The following is a 21,679-nucleotide window of genomic DNA, read 5'->3' on the forward strand; positions in this document are numbered from 1 at the left end:
ATCCAGAATACAACCAAAATATGACACTGGTCACATAATGTAGCCTTGTAACCATTATGAATCGCATCTGGCTTACTCACTCTTGATTTTCAAGCTCTTCGTATCCCGAATCTCGTTTACGCGTGTCTGCTCTTCTGCTTTTCCCCGATCTCCAGATACAAAAAAGGCCGCCTAAGCGACCTTTTTCAGATACTTGAAGTCAATTACTTCACACGACCAACGTATTCGCCAGTACGAGTATCAACTTTAACAACTTCACCGATAGCGATGAATAGAGGTACGCGAACTACCGCGCCTGTTGCTAGAGTTGCAGGCTTACCGCCAGTACCTTGTGTGTCGCCTTTAAGGCCAGGATCGGTTTCTGTTACTGCGATCTCAACAAAGTTTGGTGGAGTTACTGTGATAGGGTTATCATTCCACAACGTTAGAGTACATACGTCGTTTTCAACTAACCATTTAGAAGTCTCGCCTACTGCTTTTGCATCAGCAGCGATTTGCTCGAATGTTTCGTTGTTCATGAAGTGGTAGAATTCGCCATCGCTGTATAGGTAGCCTAGTTCAACGTCTACAACGTCCGCTAGTTCTACTGTATCGCCTGACTTAAATGTTTTCTCTAACACTTTGCCTGACAGCAGTTTACGAAGTTTAACACGGTTAAACGCTTGGCCTTTACCTGGCTTAACGTATTCATTTTCGATAATTGAGCAAGGCTCGTTATCCATCATGAATTTTAAACCGCCTTTGAATTCATTGGTGCTTACTGACGCCATGATTTTCTCTTCCACATCTTTGAGTTAATTTCAATGCCGCATATCATAACCCGAAAAGTCGAATCTGTTGAGCAAAACTGGCTCAAACAACTATCGAATGCGATCTCTGACCCGACAAAACTGCTTGAGGCATTGGAAATAGACCCAACACCGTGGCAAGCAGGCTTCGCTGCTCGTGAGTTATTTGCACTTCGGGTACCTCTTAGCTTTGTCGAACGAATGGAAAAAGGCAACCCACACGATCCATTGCTACGACAAATTTTACCGCTAAGCGAAGAGTTTGAGGTACACCAAGGCTATTCCGCTGATCCACTGGAAGAGCAAGACAACGCCATTCCTGGGCTACTGCACAAATACAAGAACCGTGCACTGATGATTGTGAAAGGGGGGTGCGCTGTAAACTGCCGCTACTGCTTCCGTCGTCACTTCCCTTACCAAGATAACAAGGGCTCGAAGTCTGTTTGGCAAACCAGCCTAGACTATGTGGCTGCTCACCCAGAGATCAACGAAGTTATCTTGTCGGGTGGCGATCCACTGATGGCAAAAGACAGCGAACTAGAGTGGCTAATTCATGCTATCGCACAAATTCCACATGTGAAAACAGTTCGAATTCATAGCCGATTACCGGTTGTGATTCCCGCTCGAGTAACGGATGAACTGTGCCAATTGTTAGCTCAAACTCGCCTTAATGTGGTGATGGTGAGCCATATTAACCATGCCAACGAGATTAACTTAGAACTCAAGCAAGCCTTTCATAAGCTAAAGCAAACTGGGGCTACTCTGCTCAACCAAGGCGTGATGCTAAAAGGTGTAAATAACAACGCTAACTCATTGAAAGAATTAAGCGAAAAGCTATTCGACGCCGGTGTTTTACCTTACTATATGCATGTACTTGATAAGGTTCAGGGCGCCGCTCATTTCTATATTTCAGATGAAGAAGCCAAGCGTCACTTTAAGGGATTAATCTCTGAGGTTTCTGGCTACCTCGTACCTAAGTTAACTCGTGAAATTGGCGGCCGCACTAGTAAGACACCACTCGACCTACATATTGAATAGAGAAGTTGTATCAATGAAACACAATACCTCAGTTGCTCCACCAGCAACCACATCTCAACCAGCGCTTAGGTTCAGCTCAAGAGGTTTCACCATCATCGAGCTGGTCGTGGTGATCGTGATTCTAGGTATTGTGTCGGTCACTGCAGCTTCTAAGTTCCTCAACCTTCAAACCGATGCTCGTATCTCGACATTAAACGGCCTTAAAGGCGGAATGGAGGGCGCAAGTGCTATGCTTTATGGTAAGACATCAGCATTGGGCTTAGATAAAGCAGCTAGCGCATCGATTAATGTTGAGGGTTACAATATCTCAGTGGTCTATGGCTACCCGGCGGCAATCAACAGTGACGCTTGGTCAATGCTAATCGAATCCACGTTTCTGGATGCAGAATGGGGCGTGGGTAATGCAGATTGGTATTTTACGAATAGTAATCACGCAGATGGAAAATCATCTACGCTCCAGCAAGTCGCAAAAAGGTAGATGAAAACTGCTACCTTGAGTACCAAGAAGCGACAGAGACCACGACACCAGCCTTCACCTTAACAACAAGCGGCTGCTAGGTTTTAAGTAATCTTTATCAATCGTTAAGACAAAAAGTTTTTGTTCGATCGTCCGGTCTATTATTAGCATACTCGGCTCTATTCTAAATTTTTAGGAGGGGTGATATGTCACAATTTGTAGAACAAACTCTCAACCTTGCCCCCTTTAGCTGGGCAGGCCTCGCTGCATGCATGCTGTGTGGTTCTTTAATCGGAATCGAAAGGCAAACACGCGGTAAACCCGTCGGAATCCGAACGTCGATTCTGATCATCAGTGGTACCTATTTCTTCCTCACCATGGCGATCAGCCTATCCCCCAACACACTCGATCAAGCTCGTGTGCTTGGTCAGATAATTACGGGTGTTGGATTTCTTGGGGCTGGTGTAATGATGACACTGGATGGCAAGATTCATGGCGTGACTTCAGCCGCAATTATCTGGGTACTCGCAGCATTAGGTATGATGATCGCACTAGGGCATCTTTCCCAATCGGTCATTATCACGCTAATGGCGCTAGTGATTCTGCTTGGTGTCGATAAAGTGGAAAACAGCTTCCAGAGCCTGCGTCGTGGTGTGCATCAGAAGTGGATGAGAAAAGGCCGCGTGAAGAAGTAACCTCAACCTGAAACAGACATTAAAAAGGCCTAGTCACACGACTAGGCCTTTGTGTATCCAACTAATTAATACACCTGAATACACACCTGATTCTTACCCGCAGCCTTTGCCTTATAGAGCTGCTCATCAGACGAACGAATACTCTGGTTTTCCCACAAGTGCCCTACGCTGTCGAACTTATACAAAGAGTAAAGCGTCGCGCCACCAGACACTGAGATACTAATCTTGTCACCCGTAGGGCATCGATAACTCTGTAGGCTAATGTCGTTTTGAATTCGCTCAAAGATCGATGAAAGCAACTCAGACGATTCACCCGTAATCGCGACAACAAACTCTTCGCCACCAAATCGAGCCACGATATCTTGCTGTCTAACGCTGTTCAGCATCAACCGAGCAACATGGCAAATCACCTCGTCCCCCACTTTATGGCCATGCTGATCATTAACGACTTTGAAATCATCGATATCAAACACGCCAACACCAATAATCGGCTCTTCATCTTGCGCCAGTAATCGAGCCTCAAAACCACGTCGATTCAGCAAGCCCGTTAATGGGTCGCGCATTGCTAGCTCATTTAAACGCTGGTGCTCTTGTCTTGTATAGAAGCGCCATAGCCATAAAACCGAGAGCAGATACAAAACCAACAGTATCGTAAGCTGAATCTTCTCCATCTCCAATACATGCAGAAAGTGCTCGCTCTTATCTTCTTCAATACTCAGATATAGCTGGGTGTTAATGTCATCAACATACAGAGGCTTGGAATACGTAAAATCCATAAACCCGTATTTGTTTGCGCCTCGAGTACTGGTGACTTTATAGCCATGGGTAGGGTTCGATACTAGGTTCGAGACATAACCATCGACACCCAACACCCCTTTAAACTCACCATTAACGTAGATTCCTTTGGTTAAGGTCACCACTTTCTGACCTGTCAGGTAGTCATCATATTGGCCGGTATACACCACTTGGTCTTGCCCTTGAGCTAAGCCAAAGCGAATCGTGTTCACCCAATAAGGCCTGCTATTCACAACCGAATCAAAGGTGTCGCCCTTAATGTAACTGGCAAAATCAGAAGGCGAAGAGATAATGAATTTCTCTTTTGAAATGAAATAAATCGCAGAGATGGTATCAATGGTATTGGCAAAATAAGCCATGGTCGGCGCGATGAACAGGCGCTTACCCGCTTCGGTATAAAGGTCCGATTCCGGGTTGCACATCTCGCGAGGGCCAGAGAACATAAAATCAAAACGAGGGGCATGTTGCTCCTCACTGGTGAAGTAACACGTCTCACCCTCGATCTTTTTGTCATGCGAGAATACGTAGGTATCCCCATGCAGTGGATAAAGCGCAGTGATGTTGTACTCAAGCGCATTTATGATCTGTGTGAGCTCCGCTAAAGAGCGTGTTACGCCTTGGTTTTCCATTCCATACTGTTTATCTGATTCTTCCGCTGAATCAACGAGCAACAAGCTCAAAACTACTAAAAAACTGGCGGTCAGGCCTAAGAAAGCCTTTTTAAAATCGACGGTATGGTGGTTAATCAAAGCATATAAATCATCATTGGGAGTTTATCGCACATTGTGCCTATAAATTCAAACATCGCAACAACAAATATAAAACAACATGCTTATTGGGTAATTTGAGAAGTTTATCGTGGAAGTAGAATTGAATGTAATAACGCCCAAACAAGGGTTTAGGCGTTGATAGGCTTAGCGCTTAAAAGCTAATGCACTAACTGAACGTTGCTCGCCAATGGGAGAACCAAAGGCTAAACGACAGCGTTATTTAGCAAAGTTTACAATCGGGAAGCACGGGAAGAAACCGTTGTCAGCACAGTTGATCAGACCAACTTGTACGCCTTCGATTTTGTTGGTTTTGTTGAAGATACCAACCTGAACCGTAGACACTTCTGAAAGGTTCGCAGCGCCAACATCAACCATAGTGTTACCTTCTGAGTAGTTGACGAAACTCACGTTCGCGCCTTTCACATCATTAGTAATGTTCACAGCACCAAGGTTAACACCCGTTGTTTTACCCGTGTTCCAGTTGAAGAAACCTAGAGATGCACCGGTCATTTCTTGGTTCACTTTTGATGCACCCAAAATACCCAGGTTCACACCTGTGGTCGTTTGCGTCTCAGACATACCAACAACAGCAAGATCAAGACCTTTAAGGTCGTTCACTTGTCCGTGAAGTAAAGCCAAGCGCACACCGCCAACAGCGTCTGAGTCAGGTGCGTTGAAGCCATTGATCGTTGAAAACATAACAGGCGAAGAGGCAAATGCCGCCGGTGCCATTACTGCTGCAGACACAGCAAGTACTGAAAGTAGTTTTTTCATTGGGGAGTCTCCACTGACTTATTGTTCACTTGATTAATCCATTTTTAATCAAGCATTTATTGTCCTTTATTCAACAGCTACCCATGTTAAATCAATGTAATAACTGTACTGTTGAATATAAGCCGCTAAATCATAAAGAGCAATGGTTAAGAGCAGATGCGGGATTCGAGTGAACGAGATGCGAAAAGCAAAAAAAACAGAGACCGAAACCTCCGCTCTAACGCTTATTATTCCAAACAAAAATCTAGGCGAGAAAATCAACATGTTTCACAAGCTTATAGCCCACACACTTATTGCCGCATCTAAAGCGATGTCATCCTAAAAAATTTATTGATAAAAGCTCAACAGACCTCAGGTATTCAAAAACTAATGTTCGTAAAATTCTGAAAATAAACTAAATTCTAATATAGGAACAGAACGATATGAAACAGTGGGAATATCATGGTTAAGGAACCTACGAATAAACAGACCATTAAAGCGATTATTTCGCGTGGTTTTTTGGCTATCGTGTTATTTTTAGGCCTCTATATCTATGTTAGCCATGCTCTGAAGAACAAAGAGCAGGACATGATTAATCTCCAGCTCAGTCTTTCTGAAGCTTATAGCGTTATGCTCTCTGTCAGACGACAAGAGCAGCAGTTTGTTTCCACAAGGCAACCAGAGATTCAAGAACAACTCAATATAAAGCGAAGTCAGCTGATCGAAAAGCTGGCTGAGATCGATGGGAAAATCGTACGAAGCGACCTCAATATTTCTTTTAATTATGCCAAAGTTGTCGAGTATCTCGACGAGTACCACACCGCCTTTACATTATTAGCCCTTGAGTTAGTCAGCATACATGGCAAGAGGGACCAAATTGGGCTCATTGAGAAACTAAAAAATGCAGCGTTGACACTTGAGCGCTTCGTACATGAATCCAATAATGTGCAGCTTGAAGAATTGACTTTAGAAACACAAGATCTCATGTATCAGTTCTTTACCGATTTTGATCAGACAACATTAGATAAGATTGTCGATTCATTGTTCAAAATCCAAGATGAAATAGAACAGAATTCCCGAACGATCAGTGCATTAGCTTCGTTTAATAATTTTAAACGCCACTTTTGGCGATTGCAGCGAGGGTTAAAGAGTGTCGGGTACAGCTCTGATAGCGGCCTCAAAGGAGAACTCACCAGCAGTATTTATCATGTTGAAGATGAGCTCAACTTACTTTTCACCGAAACACCCAAGCAGATCGCAGAGAGCCTGACGCAGATAAAGTCGTACAGCTACTTATCGACAGCCGCATTAGGAGGGGTGACGTTACTGGTGCTGCTTTATGTTGTGTGGCGTGCCAGTCAACTTGAAACTCAATTGATTGTTTCACAAGAGAAAGCACGACAAGCAAACCGCGCAAAAAGTGCCTTTCTTGCCAATATGTCTCATGAGATACGGACACCGCTTAATGGCGTGATTGGTATGTCAGAAATACTGGCAGAAACCAAACTATCCGCAGAACAGAAAGACTGCCTTGGGACTATCTATACCTCTTCTCAAACCTTACTTATGTTGATCAACGATGTTCTCGATCTGTCCAAAATTGAATCGGGTAAACTGGAAATTAATCCACATACGACAGACTTAAGAGAGCTGCTGTTTGATAGCGTGACTCTGATTTCTTCTAAAGCTTATCAAAAGCAGATTAAGTTGGAAGTTGAAATTGATGGCGAGCTCCCAGAGTACATTCATGTTGATGGGAATAAAATTCGCCAAGTGTTGATGAATTTAGCCTCAAATGCGATCAAATTTACAGAACAAGGCTCTATCGTATTCACCGCTAAACGGCTTCCATCATTGGAAACAGAGTGTGTGGTCGAGTTTTCTGTTCGAGATACGGGTATTGGTATCGCAGCAGACCAACAAGAGCACATTTTCAAAGCGTTTTGCCAAGAAGATACCAACATCACCTCCAATATTGCGGGGACCGGATTAGGGCTTAGTATTTCGTCACGTATGGTGGAAATTATGGGAGGCTCGATAAACGTTGAGTCAGAGAAAGACGTGGGCAGTTGCTTTCATTTCCAATTAACCGTAGTGCCATCAGATCATTCTGAACATAAAAATCGTAAACAAACCGTTGTCTATTATTCAGATGCGCCATCGAAACTTTTACTCGATGACTTGTTCCGCCTTGGTTACTCACCACAACTAAAATCAATCGAAACAAACTTGGCGGCAACTGACCTCCCAGAGATCGCTTTGATGGAAGATATTAACCAAGCCAAAACACTGCATCGCTTAGCACCAGAGGTGAAAATCATCATAGTGAAAGATAATCTTAGTGATCCTATGAGTGAGTGTCATTTTATCTCAGGCTATGTGACTCTTCCTATGCTCGGTTCCCGCTTAAGTAGCATGTTGAACTCCGTGCTTGAAAGGTCACAGCCACAACCCCCTCAACATCAACCTGAGCCGATAGAAGCGACTGTACGTCAAAAAGTCCTCGTAGTTGAAGATAACCGCGTAAACCAGAAGGTGGTATGTATCAATTTAGATAAGTTAGGGATTGAATATTGGGTTGCCAATGATGGACAAGAAGCGATTGATTTATATAAAGGGCATCATCAAGACATCGGCCTTATCTTGATGGACTGCATGATGCCGAATGTAGATGGCTTTGAGGCAACAGAGCGAATCAGGCGCTATGAAGAAAACCTGCAACTTCAGGCAACACATATCCTCGCTTTAACGGCATCCGTGCTCGATGATGATATTAAACGTTGCTTCGAGTGTGGAATGAACGATTATCTTCCAAAACCATTTAAGCGTGACATGATGCTGCAAAAAATTGATGAACAACAGTTTACGCACAAGGCAGGCTGACCAAGGAGCTTTGGAAAAAAGGGGGATGGTGAAGCTGAAATACAGATACGGGATGCGAATAAATAAGGCTTAAGAGCAAAAAAACGGAGACCGAAGTCTCCGTTTTCTAAAGCTTATGTGTGACTTTCTCTGCTATAGAGAAAGGGGGATGATTACATCATGCCGCCCATGCCACCCATACCGCCCATGCCACCCATATCAGGCATTGCAGGGCCAGAATCTTGTGGCTTATCAGTGATCATCGCTTCTGTTGTGATCATAAGACCAGCAACTGACGCTGCGAACTGAAGTGCAGAGCGAGTTACCTTAGTTGGATCTAGGATACCCATTGCAATCATGTCGCCGTATTCGCCAGTCGCCGCGTTGTAACCGTAGTTACCTTCGCCAGCACGAACGTTGTTAGCAACAACAGATTCTTCATCACCTGCGTTCTTCGTGATTTGACGGATAGGCGATTCCATTGCACGTAGTGCAACACGGATACCTACGTTTTGCTCTTCGTTGTCGCCTTCAAGGCCAGCAACTTTAGATGCAGCGCGGATAAGTGCAACACCACCACCAGCAACCACACCTTCTTCAACGGCAGCGCGAGTTGCGTGAAGTGCATCTTCAACGCGGTCTTTCTTCTCTTTCATCTCAACTTCAGTTGCAGCGCCAACTTTGATTACTGCAACACCGCCAGCTAGCTTAGCTACGCGCTCTTGAAGTTTCTCTTTGTCGTAGTCAGACGTTGCATCTTCGATTTGTTGACGGATTTGAGAAACGCGACCTTGGATCATTGTTTCTTCGCCCGCGCCATCGATGATGGTTGAGTTTTCTTTAGTGATAGTTACACGCTTAGCTTGACCTAGGTCTTCTAGTGTTACTTTCTCTAGGTCTAGGCCGATCTCTTCAGAGATAACCGTACCGCCCGTTAGGATAGCGATATCTTGTAGCATAGACTTACGACGGTCACCGAAACCAGGCGCTTTAACAGCCGCTACTTTCACGATGCCACGCATGTTGTTCACAACAAGCGTTGCTAGCGCTTCGCCTTCTACATCTTCAGCGATGATAAGAAGTGGACGAGATGCTTTTGCTACTGCTTCTAGAGTCGGAAGAAGCTCACGAATGTTCGAAATCTTCTTGTCGATAAGAAGAATAAATGGGCTTTCTAGATCAACAGAACCCGCTTCTTGGTTGTTGATGAAGTAAGGAGATAGGTAACCGCGGTCGAACTGCATACCTTCAACTACGTCTAGCTCGTCTTGTAGAGCCTGACCTTCTTCAACAGTGATAACGCCATCACGGCCTACTTTTTCCATCGCTTCAGCAATGATGTTACCCACTGTAGCGTCAGAGTTTGCAGAGATAGTACCTACTTGCGCGATAGCTTTCGTATCTGCACATGGAACAGAAAGGTTCTTCAGCTCTTCAACAGCCGCGATAACCGCTTTGTCGATACCGCGCTTAAGATCCATTGGGTTCATACCCGCAGCAACCGCTTTTAGGCCTTCAGCGATAATCGACTGAGCCAATACTGTTGCTGTTGTTGTTCCGTCGCCCGCCGCGTCATTCGCTTGCGAAGCCACTTCTTTAACCATTTGCGCGCCCATGTTTTGGAACTTGTCTTCAAGTTCGATTTCACGTGCAACTGAAACACCATCTTTAGTGATCGTTGGTGCGCCAAATGATTTGTCTAGAACAACGTTACGGCCTTTAGGACCTAGCGTTACTTTTACTGCGTCAGCCAGAACGTTTACACCTTCTAGCATTTTAATACGTGCGTCATTACCAAATTTAACGTCTTTAGCAGCCATCTTAATTTCCTTTCAAATTCTTTGTTTCGGGGCGTCTCAGCGTTATCGCGTCATTCTGAACAGTGAGGGACGAACGTGATTCAGAATCTACTCAAATCGCACTCTGTTTAGATTCCAGATAATTCGTTCCTCATTTCTGGAATGACGATATGAATCATCCAATACTGGCTCTGATAACTTTTACTGAGAGTTAAATGAAAAATAGATTACTCGACGATCGCCATGATGTCGTTTTCAGACATAATCAGAACTTCTTTGCCGTCGATTTTTTCAGTTTTCGTGCCGTAACCTTCAGCAAAGATAACGGTATCGCCAACTTTTACGTCCAACGGTTGCACTGAACCGTTTTCTAGAATGCGGCCTTTGCCGACAGCTAGAATGATACCGCGAGTCGATTTTTCTGCGGCAGAACCAGTTAGAACGATGCCACCAGCAGATTTAGATTCAACTTCTTGGCGCTCAACGATAACTCGGTCATGTAGAGGACGGATATTCATCGGTCTTATCTCCTGATAATTTCCATTTAAATTTTGATAGTTGCCACGATTAGCGTGGGTCAAACAATATGTTGGGGGCGATGTGAAAGATCCCAAGGGGGGAACGAAAAAATTGTGAGCTAAAGTGCAGATTCTCACCCCTCATCTTTCCCTGCTTTTCGTTTACTCGTATCCCGCATCTGTTTATCCTACGCTTTTGGTTTCTATCGGCGTTTTGCATGCAAGATAAGCACGGGCTATTAACTGCCCCAATTGAGAGTACATTGCGTACCATGACCATACCGACCATATTCGGTATGGTGGCGATCTTGATGTTTAACCTCGTCGATACTTTCTTCATCTCATTGCTTGGCACCCAAGCCTTAGCCGCGGTGAGTTTTACCTTTCCAGTCACCTTTGCCATCAACTGCATCACCATGGGGATTGGTATTGGCTTATCGACATGTATCGGTCGATTACTTGGCCAAGGCAGCGCACAAAATGCAGCACGCTTTACCTGTCATGGCTTATTGCTGGCTCTGCTTCTGGTCGGCTGCGCGTCTACATTAGGTATTATCGCCTTAGAACCTATGTTTACCCTGCTAGGAGCAAAGCAAGAGTTGTTGCCACTGATATCGGAATACATGTCGGTGTGGTATCTCGCGATCCCATTTTTGGTCATCCCCATGGCAGGCAACAGCGCCATTCGTGCCAGCGGCGATACTAAAACACCCGCCAAGATTATGCTACTGGCTGGCCTTATCAATGGCGTTTTAGATCCGCTACTCATCTTCGGATATGGGCCTTTTCCTGAACTGGGGATTCAAGGCGCTGCGATTGCCAGTGGTTTCAGTTGGTTTGGTGCTTTGTGTGGCTCACTCTACGTATTGATGGTGCGAGAAAAACTGCTTGCGCCGCCTAAGCTGACAAACATCGTCAGTGACTGGCGACAGATCTTAAAAATAGGCACCCCAGCGGCTTTGTCTAACGCTCTGAACCCACTTGCCGGCGCTATCATCATGATGATGCTGGCCAAACAAGGGACTGAAGCCGTGGCGGCGTATGGCGCAGCGCAACGTATCGAGTCCATTCTTATCATTGTGTTGATGTCTCTTACTTCGGCGCTTACGCCTTTCATGGCGCAGAACTTTGGCGCAAACAACCCACAACGCAGTTTTAAGGCACTGTTTCTGAGTATGCGTTTTGCTGTGATGTTCCAAGGTTTGATTTTCTTAATGATGGTGCCGTTGAGCATTCCTTTGGCTGCCCTGTTCTCTCAAGAAGAATCCGTCCGAGGCATATTGTGGCATTACCTGTTAGTCGTGCCCTTTAGCTATGGATTCCAAGGCATTGTGATGATGCTGATCAGTGGGATGAATGCCATGCATCAACCACTCAAAGCCTTTCAATGGAGCTTCATGCGTTTGTTTGTCTTTACCTTGCCATTCGCTTGGATAGGCAGCCAAATCGACGGCGTAGAAGGGCTGTTTATTGGTTTAGCCTTGGGGAACATTGTCGGCGGTATTTCAGGGTACTTGTTTGCGCTTCGTGTAAGGGGTAAAGCAGATGCGGGATACGAAAAGATATAAGAGCAGATACGAGATGCGAGTAACCGGGATGCGAAAAGATTTAAGAGCTTAAGAGCAGTTACGAGATTCGAAGAGCTTGAGAGCAGAAAAAGACTAAAAAAAGGAAGATGACATGGAAGACACCACTTACAAAATGTTCTATGACGCGCCGATTGGCAAGATGATCATTGTGAGCAATGGTGTGTCGCTTATTGAAATTGACCATGTAAATCACGAAGAGCTAATGATTAGCAATCCAGATGACCTTTGCCAACTGGCAGCGAAACAGTTAGATGAGTACTTCGCAGGTCATCGAATAGAATTCGATTTGCCATTAAGAGCGATAAAAGGCACTGACTTTCAAAAAGTAGCTTGGCAAGCTTTAACAACCATTCCTTATGGCGAAACCATCAGTTACGGTGAACAAGCGAAAATAATGGATAACCCAAAAGCAGTAAGAGCTGTGGGTGGTGCAAATGGCAAGAACCCATTTAGTATTGTTGTGCCTTGCCATAGAGTCATCGGCGCGAATGGAACATTAACCGGCTACACCGGCGGTATGAATCGCAAAGAGTGGTTGTTAGATTTTGAGCGTTCGATCTTAAATAAAAAGAAGTAAACCTTATCTCACTAGATCAATAATATAAAATTTCGCCATCAAGAAGCGCCATTATCACCAGACAACATATAGTCTATATTTAAAATTTCATACAAAGAGGTGATGGTAATGTCCACTGATACGATTGAATCTTATGAAGATCGAAAGCGTAGAGATGGAGCTATAGCGCTAATGAAACTATTATCGTTTTCTATTGATGATAAAAAACATGACCGAGTCAATTCAGGTACTCAGATTCGAGATAAACTGGCAAAACGTAAACAATCGGTTCAAGAATCAACATCACCGTTACGCTGATAATAATACGTTCGGTTACTTTAGTTTAATCCCATAAGTGTCAATATGGGCAAGTAACTCGCTTGATGTAATTCTATGTTTAACGAGCAAGTCAACCTTGAACGGAAGTGACGATTGTTCTAAACGATCTTGCAAGCCTGCGACGACACTTAACGAAATCCCATGCCCCTCGATAACAATATCGATGTCGGAGTTATCTTTATAAGTTCCAAGGGCTCTAGAACCGAATACCCAGGCATGAATGACTGCGGCATGACTCAAAACAATATCCTCAATCAACTGATACTGATGAGGCTTAAGGCCGACCGAGTCTGGTTTAACCAAATAACTATCGATCACATTTAACCTCTTGTTCGCATTGACCCTCTTGATCACATTTAAGCTTTAAATAGAGTGTGACTTGCCCTATCACTGGTGAAAATGACTCTAAGATCAGTGACTGAGCTTCAAGGACATTTTCCTCATCATAGCTGTGGGACAATAAATTTCGTTTTATGAGTGCTTCAAGCATAATCTCACACTGCTCCGAAGACAGGTGCTTAGCTTCTAAGGCCGTACGAAAAACGCTCCTCGGCGAAGCCACATCAAACCCTTCAAACTCAAGTAAGTCTTTAAGGGTCTTCCATGTCAGTTCGAAAGAAAATTCAAAAGTTTGTACTAACCCAGCGAGCTCTAACTCATTGTAGCTATCTTGTGAGCACGCTCTCTCAAGCCTTTGCTGCGCTTTCATTAAGTTTTGCAGTCGTTGCTTCCAACGGTCTGGGTTTGAGTTCATATAAACAGCCTAAATATAAGGTAAAAGACAAGTATAGTATGAGCCTTAAGCTACCTAATCATTCAAGAAATGTCACTCTTTCGATATTCATCAAAACTGTTCTTTTCGTCTTTTGTTTAAGGTCGTGCCCTTATGTTCTCCCCTGCATGTTTTTCTTACCCAATACCTGTCCTTAAGCTCTTCGCTACTCGTTTACCCGCATCTCGTTTACTCGTATCCCGTATCTATACTCAAATTCCAGATACAAAAAAACGGCTACACTCGCGTGCAGCCGTTCTAGTATTCGATGAAAGTTAAAAACTATTTATCTAAAACAGTAATTACTTAACGATCACATCGCCTGACATTTCAGCCGGGATTGCGATACCAGATAAAGAAAGCATCGTTGGCGCTAAGTCAGACAGTTTACCGCCCTCTTTGAACTCAACGTCTTTGTTACCTACGTAGATAAGTGGCACTGGTAGGTTCGTGTGCGCTGTGTGGATGCCGCCCGTTTCTGGGTTTACCATCATTTCTGCGTTACCGTGGTCTGCAGTGATAAGCAGTTGGCCATCGGCTTCTTTGATTGCTTCAACCACTTTGCCAAGACATTCGTCTAGCGACTCTACCGCTTTAACTGCTGCATCGTAAACGCCAGTGTGGCCAACCATGTCACAGTTAGGGAAGTTACACACGATAGCGTCGTATTTGCCGCCTTTGATCGCTGCAACTAACTTTTCAGTTAGCTCTGGTGCGCTCATTTCTGGCTGTAGGTCGTAAGTTGCTACTTTTGGAGAAGCAACAAGTTGACGCTCTTCGCCTTCGAACTCGTCTTCGATACCGCCATTGAAGAAGAAAGTAACGTGCGCGTATTTCTCTGTTTCAGAGATACGTAGCTGCGTCTTACCTTCCTTCGATAGCCATTCACCGTAAGTGTTCTCTAGAGAAGCCGGTGGGAATGCACATAGAAGTGGAATGTCTGCCGCGTATTGAGTCAGCATTACGAAATCGATCGCTGGGAATACGTTACGAGCAAAACCGTCGAAATCAGGAACGAATGCACGTGTAATTTCACGAGCACGGTCGGCACGGTAGTTCATGAAGATAACCGCATCGCCATCAACGATAGCGGCAGACTCTTCGCCTTCAGCTTTGATTTCAGTCGCTTTAACGAACTCATCGTTTTCGTCACGAGCGTAAGCTGCTTCTAGACCAGCTACCGCTGTATCAAACGTGAATTCTGCTTTTGCTTGAGTCAGCAGGTCGTAAGACTCTTGAACGCGATCCCAGTTGTTATCACGGTCCATTGCGTAGTAACGACCAATAAGCGAAGCCACACGGCCTTTGCCTAGCTTAGCGAACAGTTCTTGGAAACGTGCCAGTGTGTTTTCTGCGCTACGTGGCGGCGTATCACGGCCGTCTAGGAATGCGTGTAGGTAGATTTTCTCTGCGCCACGTTCTGCTGCCATTTCAACAGCTGCGTAGATGTGATCTTCATGAGAGTGAACGCCACCTGGAGACATAAGGCCCATGATGTGAACCGCTTTCTCAGCTTTCACCGCTTTATCGATAGCGTTCACTAGCGTTTCAGTTTGGCCGAACTCACCATCTGAAATTGACTTAGTAATACGAGTAAGATCTTGGTATACCACGCGACCCGCACCGATGTTGGTGTGACCCACTTCAGAGTTACCCATTTGGCCATCAGGTAGGCCTACATCTAAGCCAGAAGCCGAGATTAGCGTGTTAGGTTGGTTAGCAATAAGACCGTCTAAAACTGGAGTCTTAGCGTTCGCGATAGCGTTGTCTTGGTTGTCTTCACGGTAACCGTAACCGTCAAGGATCACTAGAGCCATTGGCTTCTTAGCTGACATAGGACTGACCTCGTTCAATTCAAAATAAATCGGTATAAAAACAAATTAGCGTAATTTTACTACAGTTTACAGTCAAAACTGTAGTGGAAGATCAAGAAAGGGCTCAGGTAAGAGGATCGGATGTGAAAAAAATGTCATTTTGTGTTTAAGGCATCTATGAAAAGTTAGAAATAATACAGCCCAATACATCGTTATAGCCATTCTTTATTATCACTAAATTACATACTAAAACCAAATGTCACACTCAAAAAACAACGAACAAAACATACTCAACCAGGTGTACATATTGATGGTTTTAGCGTAAGATACACGCAAATAAACTCCTACAAAAAATTGGCTAGAGTTCATCATGTTATTAGAGCTATCATTTGTTGGCTTTTTCTCCTTTTCCTCACTCTTTTTGATGCGAAAAGTGGCAAAATCCATTGGCTTAGTGGATAAACCGAATGAGAGAAAGTTACACACTGGTGCGATCCCATTGGTAGGTGGTATAGCGATCAGCTTAACCATTGGCCAATTCATCGTTACCCATCCAGACGTCATCCCGCATAGCCCACTCTTTTTAGCTTCTGTTATTGCTCTTATTATTATCGGGGCGCTTGATGACAAATTCGACATTAGCTTCAAAATACGACTGGTGGTGCAAGCAATTCTCTCCATCGGCATGATGTATTTCGCCGACATTCGATTAGATAACATTGGTAACCTGTTTGGTACTGGCGACCTGCATTTAGGCTTCCTGAGCCCTGTAGTAACCATACTCGCAGTGATTGGCGCGATTAACGCGTTCAATATGGTCGACGGCATTGATGGATTGTTAGGTGGGCTTGCTATTGTAACTTTTGGCGGTATCGCCGTTTTACTTCAAGTCGACAGCCAACATGGCTTAGCGTATTTATGCGTGGTGTTCATTGTCGCAACCATTCCTTATATCATGATGAATCTTGGCATTCTTGGGCGTGAGCGTAAGGTTTTCATGGGAGATGCTGGCAGTATGATGATTGGCTTTACTGTGATTTGGTTACTGCTGGGCGCAAGCCAAGATCCATCAGAAGCTATGATGCGACCGATTACTGCACTGTGGTTAATTGCTGTTCCGCTGATGGACATGGCTGCCATCATGTTCAGACGCGTACGCCGCGGTGACTCCCCTTTCAAGCCCGACCGTGAACACCTACACCACATCTTCCAACGCCTTGGTTTTACATCGCGTCAAACGCTCGCCATCATTTGTGCTATCGCAAGTAGCTTCGCTGGCTTCGGTATCTACGGTGAATTCCTAGCGATCGCTGAATCGACCATGTTCATCCTGTTTATGATGTGTTTTGCTTCATACACTGTAGCCATGAGCTATGTTTGGCGCATCACCAGCTGGATTAGAAGTTTGCGTAACCTTCCAGAAAAAGTCTACTAGTGATTAACAGTGTATTAATGGCTTAGGTTTTCAAGTGAAGATGATTAAGAGCAAAAGCACTCAAGTCTAAAACTTCTCAAGCTAAACGCAAAAGAGCCCAATCTCGATAAGATTGGGCTCTTTTTCTATATTTGTCTTAGTTTGAGCTATTGTAACTTAACTGCTTTAACTCTCTAATTTACCCAGCTAAGCACTGCGATAGTAGACTTGTCCGTTAACGACACATCAAACTATTTCGCTTCTAACTTCTTCCACTTTCTTACAATCTTCGCCATTTTAAACGAGTGTGTCATCGCGTAGGTGTGGAGGAAGAAACACACAACAATGGTGTAGAACATGATGTATTCTGGCACTTGGAAGTATTCGCCCAATAACCCCAACGTTGAGTACAGCAACTGCACCAAACAGATCACCACTAACGACTCACGAGGGGTAAAGCCGATACGCTGCATAATGTGGTGAAAATGCTCGCGGTCAGGTTGGAACGGAGAGTGCCCTTTTCGAATACGACGGATCATAATGGCCATCATATCAATCAAAGGCACTGCAATTAACCATAGGGCCGTCACTGGTCGAATCATGTAATGACCGTGTTCAGGTTGAGTACCTCGGATTAAAATCCAAATCACAAGGAAGCCGATCATCATGCTACCGGCATCGCCCATAAACACTTTACGTAGTTTGCCAAAATACCCTAAATTGAACAGAACAAAGGGTAATAAGATCACCACCATCACAGCCATAAAAAAGGTGTAAAACTCGATTTCATAAGCAAAGAACACCACACCCAACGATGCAAACACTACCATGCTTAAGCCACCCAGCAGCCCATCAATACCATCAACCATGTTAAAAGCGTTAATTGCACCGATCACAGCTAATATGGTAACAACATAATCGATGGCAACCGGAAAGTCCCAAACACCAAACCCAAACGCATTACCAACATGAGAAAGCGTTAGACCGGTATAATGCATTACGATCAGCGTCAAGACAGCTTGCACACCCATGCGAAGTTTAAAACTGATATCGAAGCGGTCATCTGCCACACCGATCAGCACCAGTATCGTTAAGCACGTGGCGATTACCTCTATGTTATTGATTTCTGACGCACTCACGTAGAAGAAGTACAACAAGGTAATACAAAGGGAAATACCGCCCACCAAAGGGACCACACCCTCATGATGTTTTCTAGCATTCGGTTTATCAACTAAGCCAATGGCGTAGCCGACTTTTCGCATACAATACAACACCGCAAGGGCAAGAAAGAAGAACATAGAGAGTTCGATAAGGTAATCAAACAGCGACATTGATTTAAGCCCTTTGGGTTATTAGATAAAGGTAATTCAGTAGAACGATGAAGCGACGACAATAAAAACTGCCATCGCGATTCATCAAATTTGGATTCACTACACCTTTTCAGTTGCTGTTTTATCCATTTCGGCTTTGTTACCTTTGAGGTAGACATTTTGATAACAGTAGTTCGTCGCCTCGATGTAACCATCGACACTGCCACAGTCAAAACGTTTACCTTTAAACTTATACGCAATCACACAACCATTTTTGGCTTGTTCTAAAAGCGCATCCGTAATTTGGATTTCGCCGCCTTTACCCGGCTGTGTGTCTTCCAAAATATCGAAGATATCTGGAGTTAGAATATAGCGACCAATAATCGCGAGATTACTTGGTGCAGTACCTTGCTCAGGCTTCTCGACCATATCGGTAATGCGAATCAGGTCATCACTTAGGTGCTCGCCGGCAATCACACCGTACTTATGCGTTTCCGATTCTGGTACTTCTTCTACCGCGACAATAGAGCAGCGGAACTGACGGTACAGCGCGGCCATTTGTGCTAGCACGCCTTGGTCATCATTAATGCAAAGGTCATCGGCCAATACCACAGCAAATGGGTTATCACCCACCAGTTCTTTGCCCGTTAAAATAGCATGGCCTAGCCCTTTCATTTCACGTTGGCGAATGTAGGTAAACTGAGCGGAGTCGATCAAGGAACGAATGTCATCCAGCAAAGACTCTTTATTGGTGCCTTGGATTTGGTGCTCAAGCTCGTAGTTCTTATCAAAGTGATCCATTAACGAGCTTTTACCACGGCCAGTAACAACGGCCATGCTGGTCATGCCCGCTTGAATGGCTTCATCAACGCCATATTCAATCAACGGCTTGTTAACGATAGGCATCATTTCTTTTGGCATGGATTTAGTTGCAGGTAAAAAGCGCGTGCCATAACCAGCGGCGGGGAATAAGCAGTGTTTAATCATTATTTAATTTCTTATGTTTTATTAACTGACGTATGTATAAAATATTGCGGATAGTATTGGAAATACCGAAACGAAGTGTCTCAACATCAAAATTGAAACAAGACACTATAGATATAAGAATTTTTTATTTTTATAAATGCAGGTATTTCCTAGAGGCGCACTTTAAGTACGCCCCTATAGAGAGTTACTTATTGTAAAACTCGCGGTACCACTGAATAAATTCAGCGACGCCTTCTTTAACCGTTACTTTTGGCGTGTAGCCCGTAGCTGCAAACAAGTCTTGTGTGTCAGCATAAGTTTGGTAAACATCACCAGGTTGCATTTCACGAAAGTTTTTCTTCGCTTCAACGCCTAGCTCGTCTTCAATCGCCTTCACAAAATCCATCAGGTTGATTGGAGAGCCATGACCAATGTTATACACCGCATAAGGCGCAGAGCTGGTTGCTGGAGAGCCCGCTTCTACTGTCCAATCGTTATCACGTGTTGGTACCACATCCGCGATGCGCACCACGCCTTCAACAATATCATTGACGTGAGTAAAATCACGCCACATGTCACCGTTGTTGTTGATATCGATTGTGTCGCCATCCAAAATCTTCTTAGTGAAGATAAACGGCGCCATATCAGGGCGGCCCCATGAGCCATACACGGTAAAGAAACGCAGGCCTGTGGTTGGAATGTCGTATAAGTGAGAATAGCTGTGCGCCATCAGCTCATTAGACTTCTTGGTCGCTGCGTACAATGAAACGGGGTGATCCACCGAATCTGACGTTGCAAACGGTGTTTTAGCATTCAACCCGTATACAGAACTTGAAGAGGCATAAACCAAGTGCTTCACTTTATTATGACGACACCCTTCAAGAATGTTCAAATGACCGACTAAGTTGGAATCCGCATACGCGTGTGGGTTTTCAATGGAATAGCGAACACCCGCTTGTGCAGCCAAGTGAATCACTTGATCAAATTGCTCAGCGTCAAACAAGCTAGCTACGCCATCACGATCGGCGATATCCAAATGAACCAATTTGAAGTCGTCATGCTGGATGCGATTCAAGCGCGCTTCTTTCAAAGCGACATCGTAGTAATCATTTAGGTTATCAACACCAACAACTTGATGGCCTTTTGCAGTTAACTGTTCTACCACAGCACTGCCAATAAAACCCGCTGCGCCTGTTACCAAATACTTCATTACTTAATCCTTAATCTGAACCGAATAGATCACGTGTATACACTTTGTCTTTTACATCCGCTAACTCTTGAGCCATGCGGTTTGAGACAATTACATCACAGCTTGACTTAAACTGCTCGAAATCCGTTAACACTAATGAGCGAAAGAACTCTTTTTCTTTAAGTTCGGGTTCGAACACCACTACTTCAATGCCTTTTGCTTTAAGGCGCTTCATAATGCCTTGAATACTCGAAGCGCGGAAATTGTCAGAGCCAGACTTCATCACTAATCGGTAAATACCAACGCGTCTTGGGTTTCTTTTAATAATAGAGTCGGCAATAAAATCTTTACGTGTAGTATTAGAATCGACAATCGCTCCAATAATATTATTTGGAACATCAGAGTAGTTAGCACGTAGTTGCTTGGTGTCTTTTGGTAAGCAGTAACCACCATAACCAAATGAAGGGTTGTTGTAGTGCGAACCAATGCGAGGGTCTAAACTGACACCATCGATAATCTGTCGCGTATCTAACCCGTGGGATTCTGCGTAAGTATCTAGCTCATTAAAGTAAGCGACACGAAGTGCCAAATAGGTGTTAGAGAACAGCTTTACCGCTTCGGCTTCGGTTGAATCGGTATAAAGGACCTCAACGTCTTTTTTAACCGCGCCTTCTAACAACAGGTTCGCAAAAACTTGTGCACGTTCAGAGCGCTCACCAACTACAATGCGAGACGGGTGCAGGTTATCGTATAACGCTTTACCTTCACGTAAAAACTCCGGTGAGAACATCAGGTTTTCACATTCAAGTTCCGCTTTAATACGGGCGGTATAACCCACAGGCACGGTAGATTTGATCACCATCACCGCATTTGGGTTAATCGCCATCACATCTTTAATTACCGCTTCCACTGAAGAGGTATTGAAGTAGTTAGTTTCAACATCGTAATCCGTGGGTGTCGCGATGATGACGTATTCCGCATCAGCATACGCTAACTCTTTATCGAGTGTCGCGGTGAAGTTTAATGGCTTATTCGCCAGGAAATCTTCGATTTCAGCATCAACGATTGGAGATAATTTATCGTTCAGTAATTTTACTTTTTCTTCGATAATATCGACTGCGACAACATCATGATGCTGTGATAACAACATCGCATTTGATAAGCCTACATAGCCTGTTCCGGCAATTGCAATTTTCATATGTTAGCCAACTGGTGAGTTAATAGATTAGATTAAATAAAAATCAATTTTCATACT

Annotated in this window: 19 protein-coding genes and 1 pseudogene; 8 read left to right on the forward strand and 12 right to left on the reverse strand. The window is 44.2% G+C overall.

Translation table 11 applies throughout. The features are described from left to right. Positions 1–203: 203 nt before the first annotated feature. A complete protein-coding gene (efp, locus tag A6D97_RS12525; protein ID WP_017067165.1) occupies positions 204–770 on the reverse strand; it encodes an elongation factor P in 567 nt (188 codons plus the stop codon). A gap of 33 nt (positions 771–803) precedes the next feature. Between efp and epmB the strand changes: the two genes are divergently transcribed. The 3 genes and pseudogenes from epmB to A6D97_RS12540 all read left to right on the forward strand — a co-directional run bounded on the left by epmB (position 804) and on the right by A6D97_RS12540 (position 2,978). Next, positions 804–1,826 (forward strand): EF-P beta-lysylation protein EpmB, encoded by a 1,023-nt coding sequence (gene epmB / locus A6D97_RS12530; protein WP_065584501.1) that lies wholly within the window; start codon positions 804–806, stop codon positions 1,824–1,826. Between the two features lie 13 nt (positions 1,827–1,839). Next, positions 1,840–2,384: pseudogene (locus A6D97_RS12535) on the forward strand (prepilin-type N-terminal cleavage/methylation domain-containing protein). A 105-nt stretch (positions 2,385–2,489) separates the two neighbouring features. Further along, positions 2,490–2,978, forward strand: a complete 489-nt coding sequence (locus A6D97_RS12540; RefSeq protein WP_065584502.1) for an MgtC/SapB family protein — start codon at positions 2,490–2,492, stop codon at positions 2,976–2,978. Positions 2,979–3,043: 65 nt separating this feature from the next. Here A6D97_RS12540 and A6D97_RS12545 read toward each other — a convergent pair whose 3' ends face one another. Together A6D97_RS12545 and A6D97_RS12550 are read right to left on the reverse strand one after the other, a co-directional pair. Continuing rightward, complete coding sequence (locus A6D97_RS12545) at positions 3,044–4,522, reverse strand: diguanylate cyclase (protein WP_065584503.1); 1,479 nt, start codon at positions 4,520–4,522, stop codon at positions 3,044–3,046. A gap of 237 nt (positions 4,523–4,759) precedes the next feature. Then, a complete protein-coding gene (locus tag A6D97_RS12550) occupies positions 4,760–5,317 on the reverse strand; it encodes a hypothetical protein (RefSeq protein ID WP_017061293.1) in 558 nt (185 codons plus the stop codon). A 441-nt stretch (positions 5,318–5,758) separates the two neighbouring features. Between A6D97_RS12550 and A6D97_RS12560 the strand changes: the two genes are divergently transcribed. Continuing rightward, positions 5,759–8,179, forward strand: coding sequence for an ATP-binding protein (locus A6D97_RS12560; RefSeq protein ID WP_065584504.1), 2,421 nt, complete (start codon positions 5,759–5,761; stop codon positions 8,177–8,179). 152 nt (positions 8,180–8,331) lie between these two features. On the opposite strand, the gene groL is transcribed toward A6D97_RS12560, so the two are convergent. Together groL and A6D97_RS12570 are read right to left on the reverse strand one after the other, a co-directional pair. Continuing rightward, positions 8,332–9,978 (reverse strand): chaperonin GroEL, encoded by a 1,647-nt coding sequence (gene groL / locus A6D97_RS12565; protein WP_065584505.1) that lies wholly within the window; start codon positions 9,976–9,978, stop codon positions 8,332–8,334. 206 nt (positions 9,979–10,184) lie between these two features. Beyond that, positions 10,185–10,475, reverse strand: a complete 291-nt coding sequence (locus A6D97_RS12570) for a co-chaperone GroES (RefSeq protein ID WP_010433998.1) — start codon at positions 10,473–10,475, stop codon at positions 10,185–10,187. 218 nt (positions 10,476–10,693) lie between these two features. On the opposite strand from A6D97_RS12570, the gene A6D97_RS12575 reads away from it, so the two are divergent. The 3 genes from A6D97_RS12575 to A6D97_RS22310 all read left to right on the forward strand — a co-directional run bounded on the left by A6D97_RS12575 (position 10,694) and on the right by A6D97_RS22310 (position 12,938). Beyond that, the gene (locus tag A6D97_RS12575) at positions 10,694–12,043 is read left to right on the forward strand and encodes an MATE family efflux transporter (protein ID WP_065584506.1); all 1,350 of its coding nucleotides are present in this window, start codon (positions 10,694–10,696) and stop codon (positions 12,041–12,043) included. A 112-nt stretch (positions 12,044–12,155) separates the two neighbouring features. Then, positions 12,156–12,641 (forward strand): methylated-DNA--[protein]-cysteine S-methyltransferase, encoded by a 486-nt coding sequence (locus tag A6D97_RS12580; protein WP_017063159.1) that lies wholly within the window; start codon positions 12,156–12,158, stop codon positions 12,639–12,641. 171 nt (positions 12,642–12,812) lie between these two features. After that, on the forward strand, positions 12,813–12,938 hold the full coding sequence (locus A6D97_RS22310; RefSeq protein WP_260302023.1) for a hypothetical protein: 126 nt from the start codon (positions 12,813–12,815) through the stop codon (positions 12,936–12,938). A 15-nt stretch (positions 12,939–12,953) separates the two neighbouring features. On the opposite strand, the gene A6D97_RS12590 is transcribed toward A6D97_RS22310, so the two are convergent. From A6D97_RS12590 to gpmM, 3 genes are all read right to left on the reverse strand, one after another. After that, positions 12,954–13,277, reverse strand: a complete 324-nt coding sequence (locus A6D97_RS12590; protein WP_017063157.1) for a nucleotidyltransferase domain-containing protein — start codon at positions 13,275–13,277, stop codon at positions 12,954–12,956. Next, the gene (locus A6D97_RS12595) at positions 13,267–13,713 is read right to left on the reverse strand and encodes an HI0074 family nucleotidyltransferase substrate-binding subunit (protein ID WP_065584507.1); all 447 of its coding nucleotides are present in this window, start codon (positions 13,711–13,713) and stop codon (positions 13,267–13,269) included. The genes A6D97_RS12590 and A6D97_RS12595 overlap by 11 nt, the downstream gene beginning before the upstream one ends. A gap of 320 nt (positions 13,714–14,033) precedes the next feature. Next, positions 14,034–15,566 (reverse strand): 2,3-bisphosphoglycerate-independent phosphoglycerate mutase, encoded by a 1,533-nt coding sequence (gpmM, locus tag A6D97_RS12600; protein WP_017060549.1) that lies wholly within the window; start codon positions 15,564–15,566, stop codon positions 14,034–14,036. A 349-nt stretch (positions 15,567–15,915) separates the two neighbouring features. Here gpmM and wecA (A6D97_RS12605) point away from each other — a divergent pair, with 349 nt between their 5' ends. Next, positions 15,916–16,980, forward strand: a complete 1,065-nt coding sequence (gene wecA, locus A6D97_RS12605; RefSeq protein WP_065584508.1) for a UDP-N-acetylglucosamine--undecaprenyl-phosphate N-acetylglucosaminephosphotransferase — start codon at positions 15,916–15,918, stop codon at positions 16,978–16,980. A gap of 230 nt (positions 16,981–17,210) precedes the next feature. On the opposite strand, the gene wecA (A6D97_RS12610) is transcribed toward wecA (A6D97_RS12605), so the two are convergent. From wecA (A6D97_RS12610) to A6D97_RS12625, 4 genes are all read right to left on the reverse strand, one after another. Beyond that, positions 17,211–18,290, reverse strand: a complete 1,080-nt coding sequence (wecA, locus tag A6D97_RS12610) for a UDP-N-acetylglucosamine--undecaprenyl-phosphate N-acetylglucosaminephosphotransferase (protein WP_065584509.1) — start codon at positions 18,288–18,290, stop codon at positions 17,211–17,213. A gap of 99 nt (positions 18,291–18,389) precedes the next feature. After that, the gene (gene galU / locus A6D97_RS12615) at positions 18,390–19,256 is read right to left on the reverse strand and encodes a UTP--glucose-1-phosphate uridylyltransferase GalU (protein WP_065584510.1); all 867 of its coding nucleotides are present in this window, start codon (positions 19,254–19,256) and stop codon (positions 18,390–18,392) included. Between the two features lie 184 nt (positions 19,257–19,440). Beyond that, positions 19,441–20,445 (reverse strand): NAD-dependent epimerase, encoded by a 1,005-nt coding sequence (locus A6D97_RS12620; RefSeq protein WP_065584511.1) that lies wholly within the window; start codon positions 20,443–20,445, stop codon positions 19,441–19,443. Positions 20,446–20,455: 10 nt separating this feature from the next. Further along, entirely contained in the window at positions 20,456–21,622 is a 1,167-nt protein-coding gene (locus tag A6D97_RS12625; protein WP_065584512.1) for a nucleotide sugar dehydrogenase, read from the reverse strand. Positions 21,623–21,679: the final 57 nt, after the last annotated feature.

It is taken from the genome of Vibrio sp. ZF57 (genome assembly GCF_001691235.1).
Taxonomy (GTDB): Bacteria; Pseudomonadota; Gammaproteobacteria; order Enterobacterales; family Vibrionaceae; genus Vibrio; species Vibrio crassostreae_C.

Coding starts and splice junctions, on each gene's coding strand:
- A6D97_RS12570 (WP_010433998.1), bottom strand. CDS start 10,475: ATGAATATCCGTCCTCTACATGACCGAGTTATCGTTGAGCGCCAAGAA.
- A6D97_RS12595 (WP_065584507.1), bottom strand. CDS start 13,713: ATGAACTCAAACCCAGACCGTTGGAAGCAACGACTGCAAAACTTAATG.
- efp (WP_017067165.1), bottom strand. CDS start 770: ATGGCGTCAGTAAGCACCAATGAATTCAAAGGCGGTTTAAAATTCATG.
- galU (WP_065584510.1), bottom strand. CDS start 19,256: ATGATTAAACACTGCTTATTCCCCGCCGCTGGTTATGGCACGCGCTTT.
- epmB (WP_065584501.1), top strand. CDS start 804: ATGCCGCATATCATAACCCGAAAAGTCGAATCTGTTGAGCAAAACTGG.
- wecA (WP_065584508.1), top strand. CDS start 15,916: ATGTTATTAGAGCTATCATTTGTTGGCTTTTTCTCCTTTTCCTCACTC.
- A6D97_RS12550 (WP_017061293.1), bottom strand. CDS start 5,317: ATGAAAAAACTACTTTCAGTACTTGCTGTGTCTGCAGCAGTAATGGCA.
- A6D97_RS12560 (WP_065584504.1), top strand. CDS start 5,759: ATGGTTAAGGAACCTACGAATAAACAGACCATTAAAGCGATTATTTCG.
- wecA (WP_065584509.1), bottom strand. CDS start 18,290: ATGTCGCTGTTTGATTACCTTATCGAACTCTCTATGTTCTTCTTTCTT.
- A6D97_RS22310 (WP_260302023.1), top strand. CDS start 12,813: ATGAAACTATTATCGTTTTCTATTGATGATAAAAAACATGACCGAGTC.
- A6D97_RS12580 (WP_017063159.1), top strand. CDS start 12,156: ATGGAAGACACCACTTACAAAATGTTCTATGACGCGCCGATTGGCAAG.
- groL (WP_065584505.1), bottom strand. CDS start 9,978: ATGGCTGCTAAAGACGTTAAATTTGGTAATGACGCACGTATTAAAATG.
- gpmM (WP_017060549.1), bottom strand. CDS start 15,566: ATGTCAGCTAAGAAGCCAATGGCTCTAGTGATCCTTGACGGTTACGGT.
- A6D97_RS12620 (WP_065584511.1), bottom strand. CDS start 20,445: ATGAAGTATTTGGTAACAGGCGCAGCGGGTTTTATTGGCAGTGCTGTG.
- A6D97_RS12575 (WP_065584506.1), top strand. CDS start 10,694: ATGCAAGATAAGCACGGGCTATTAACTGCCCCAATTGAGAGTACATTG.
- A6D97_RS12625 (WP_065584512.1), bottom strand. CDS start 21,622: ATGAAAATTGCAATTGCCGGAACAGGCTATGTAGGCTTATCAAATGCG.
- A6D97_RS12540 (WP_065584502.1), top strand. CDS start 2,490: ATGTCACAATTTGTAGAACAAACTCTCAACCTTGCCCCCTTTAGCTGG.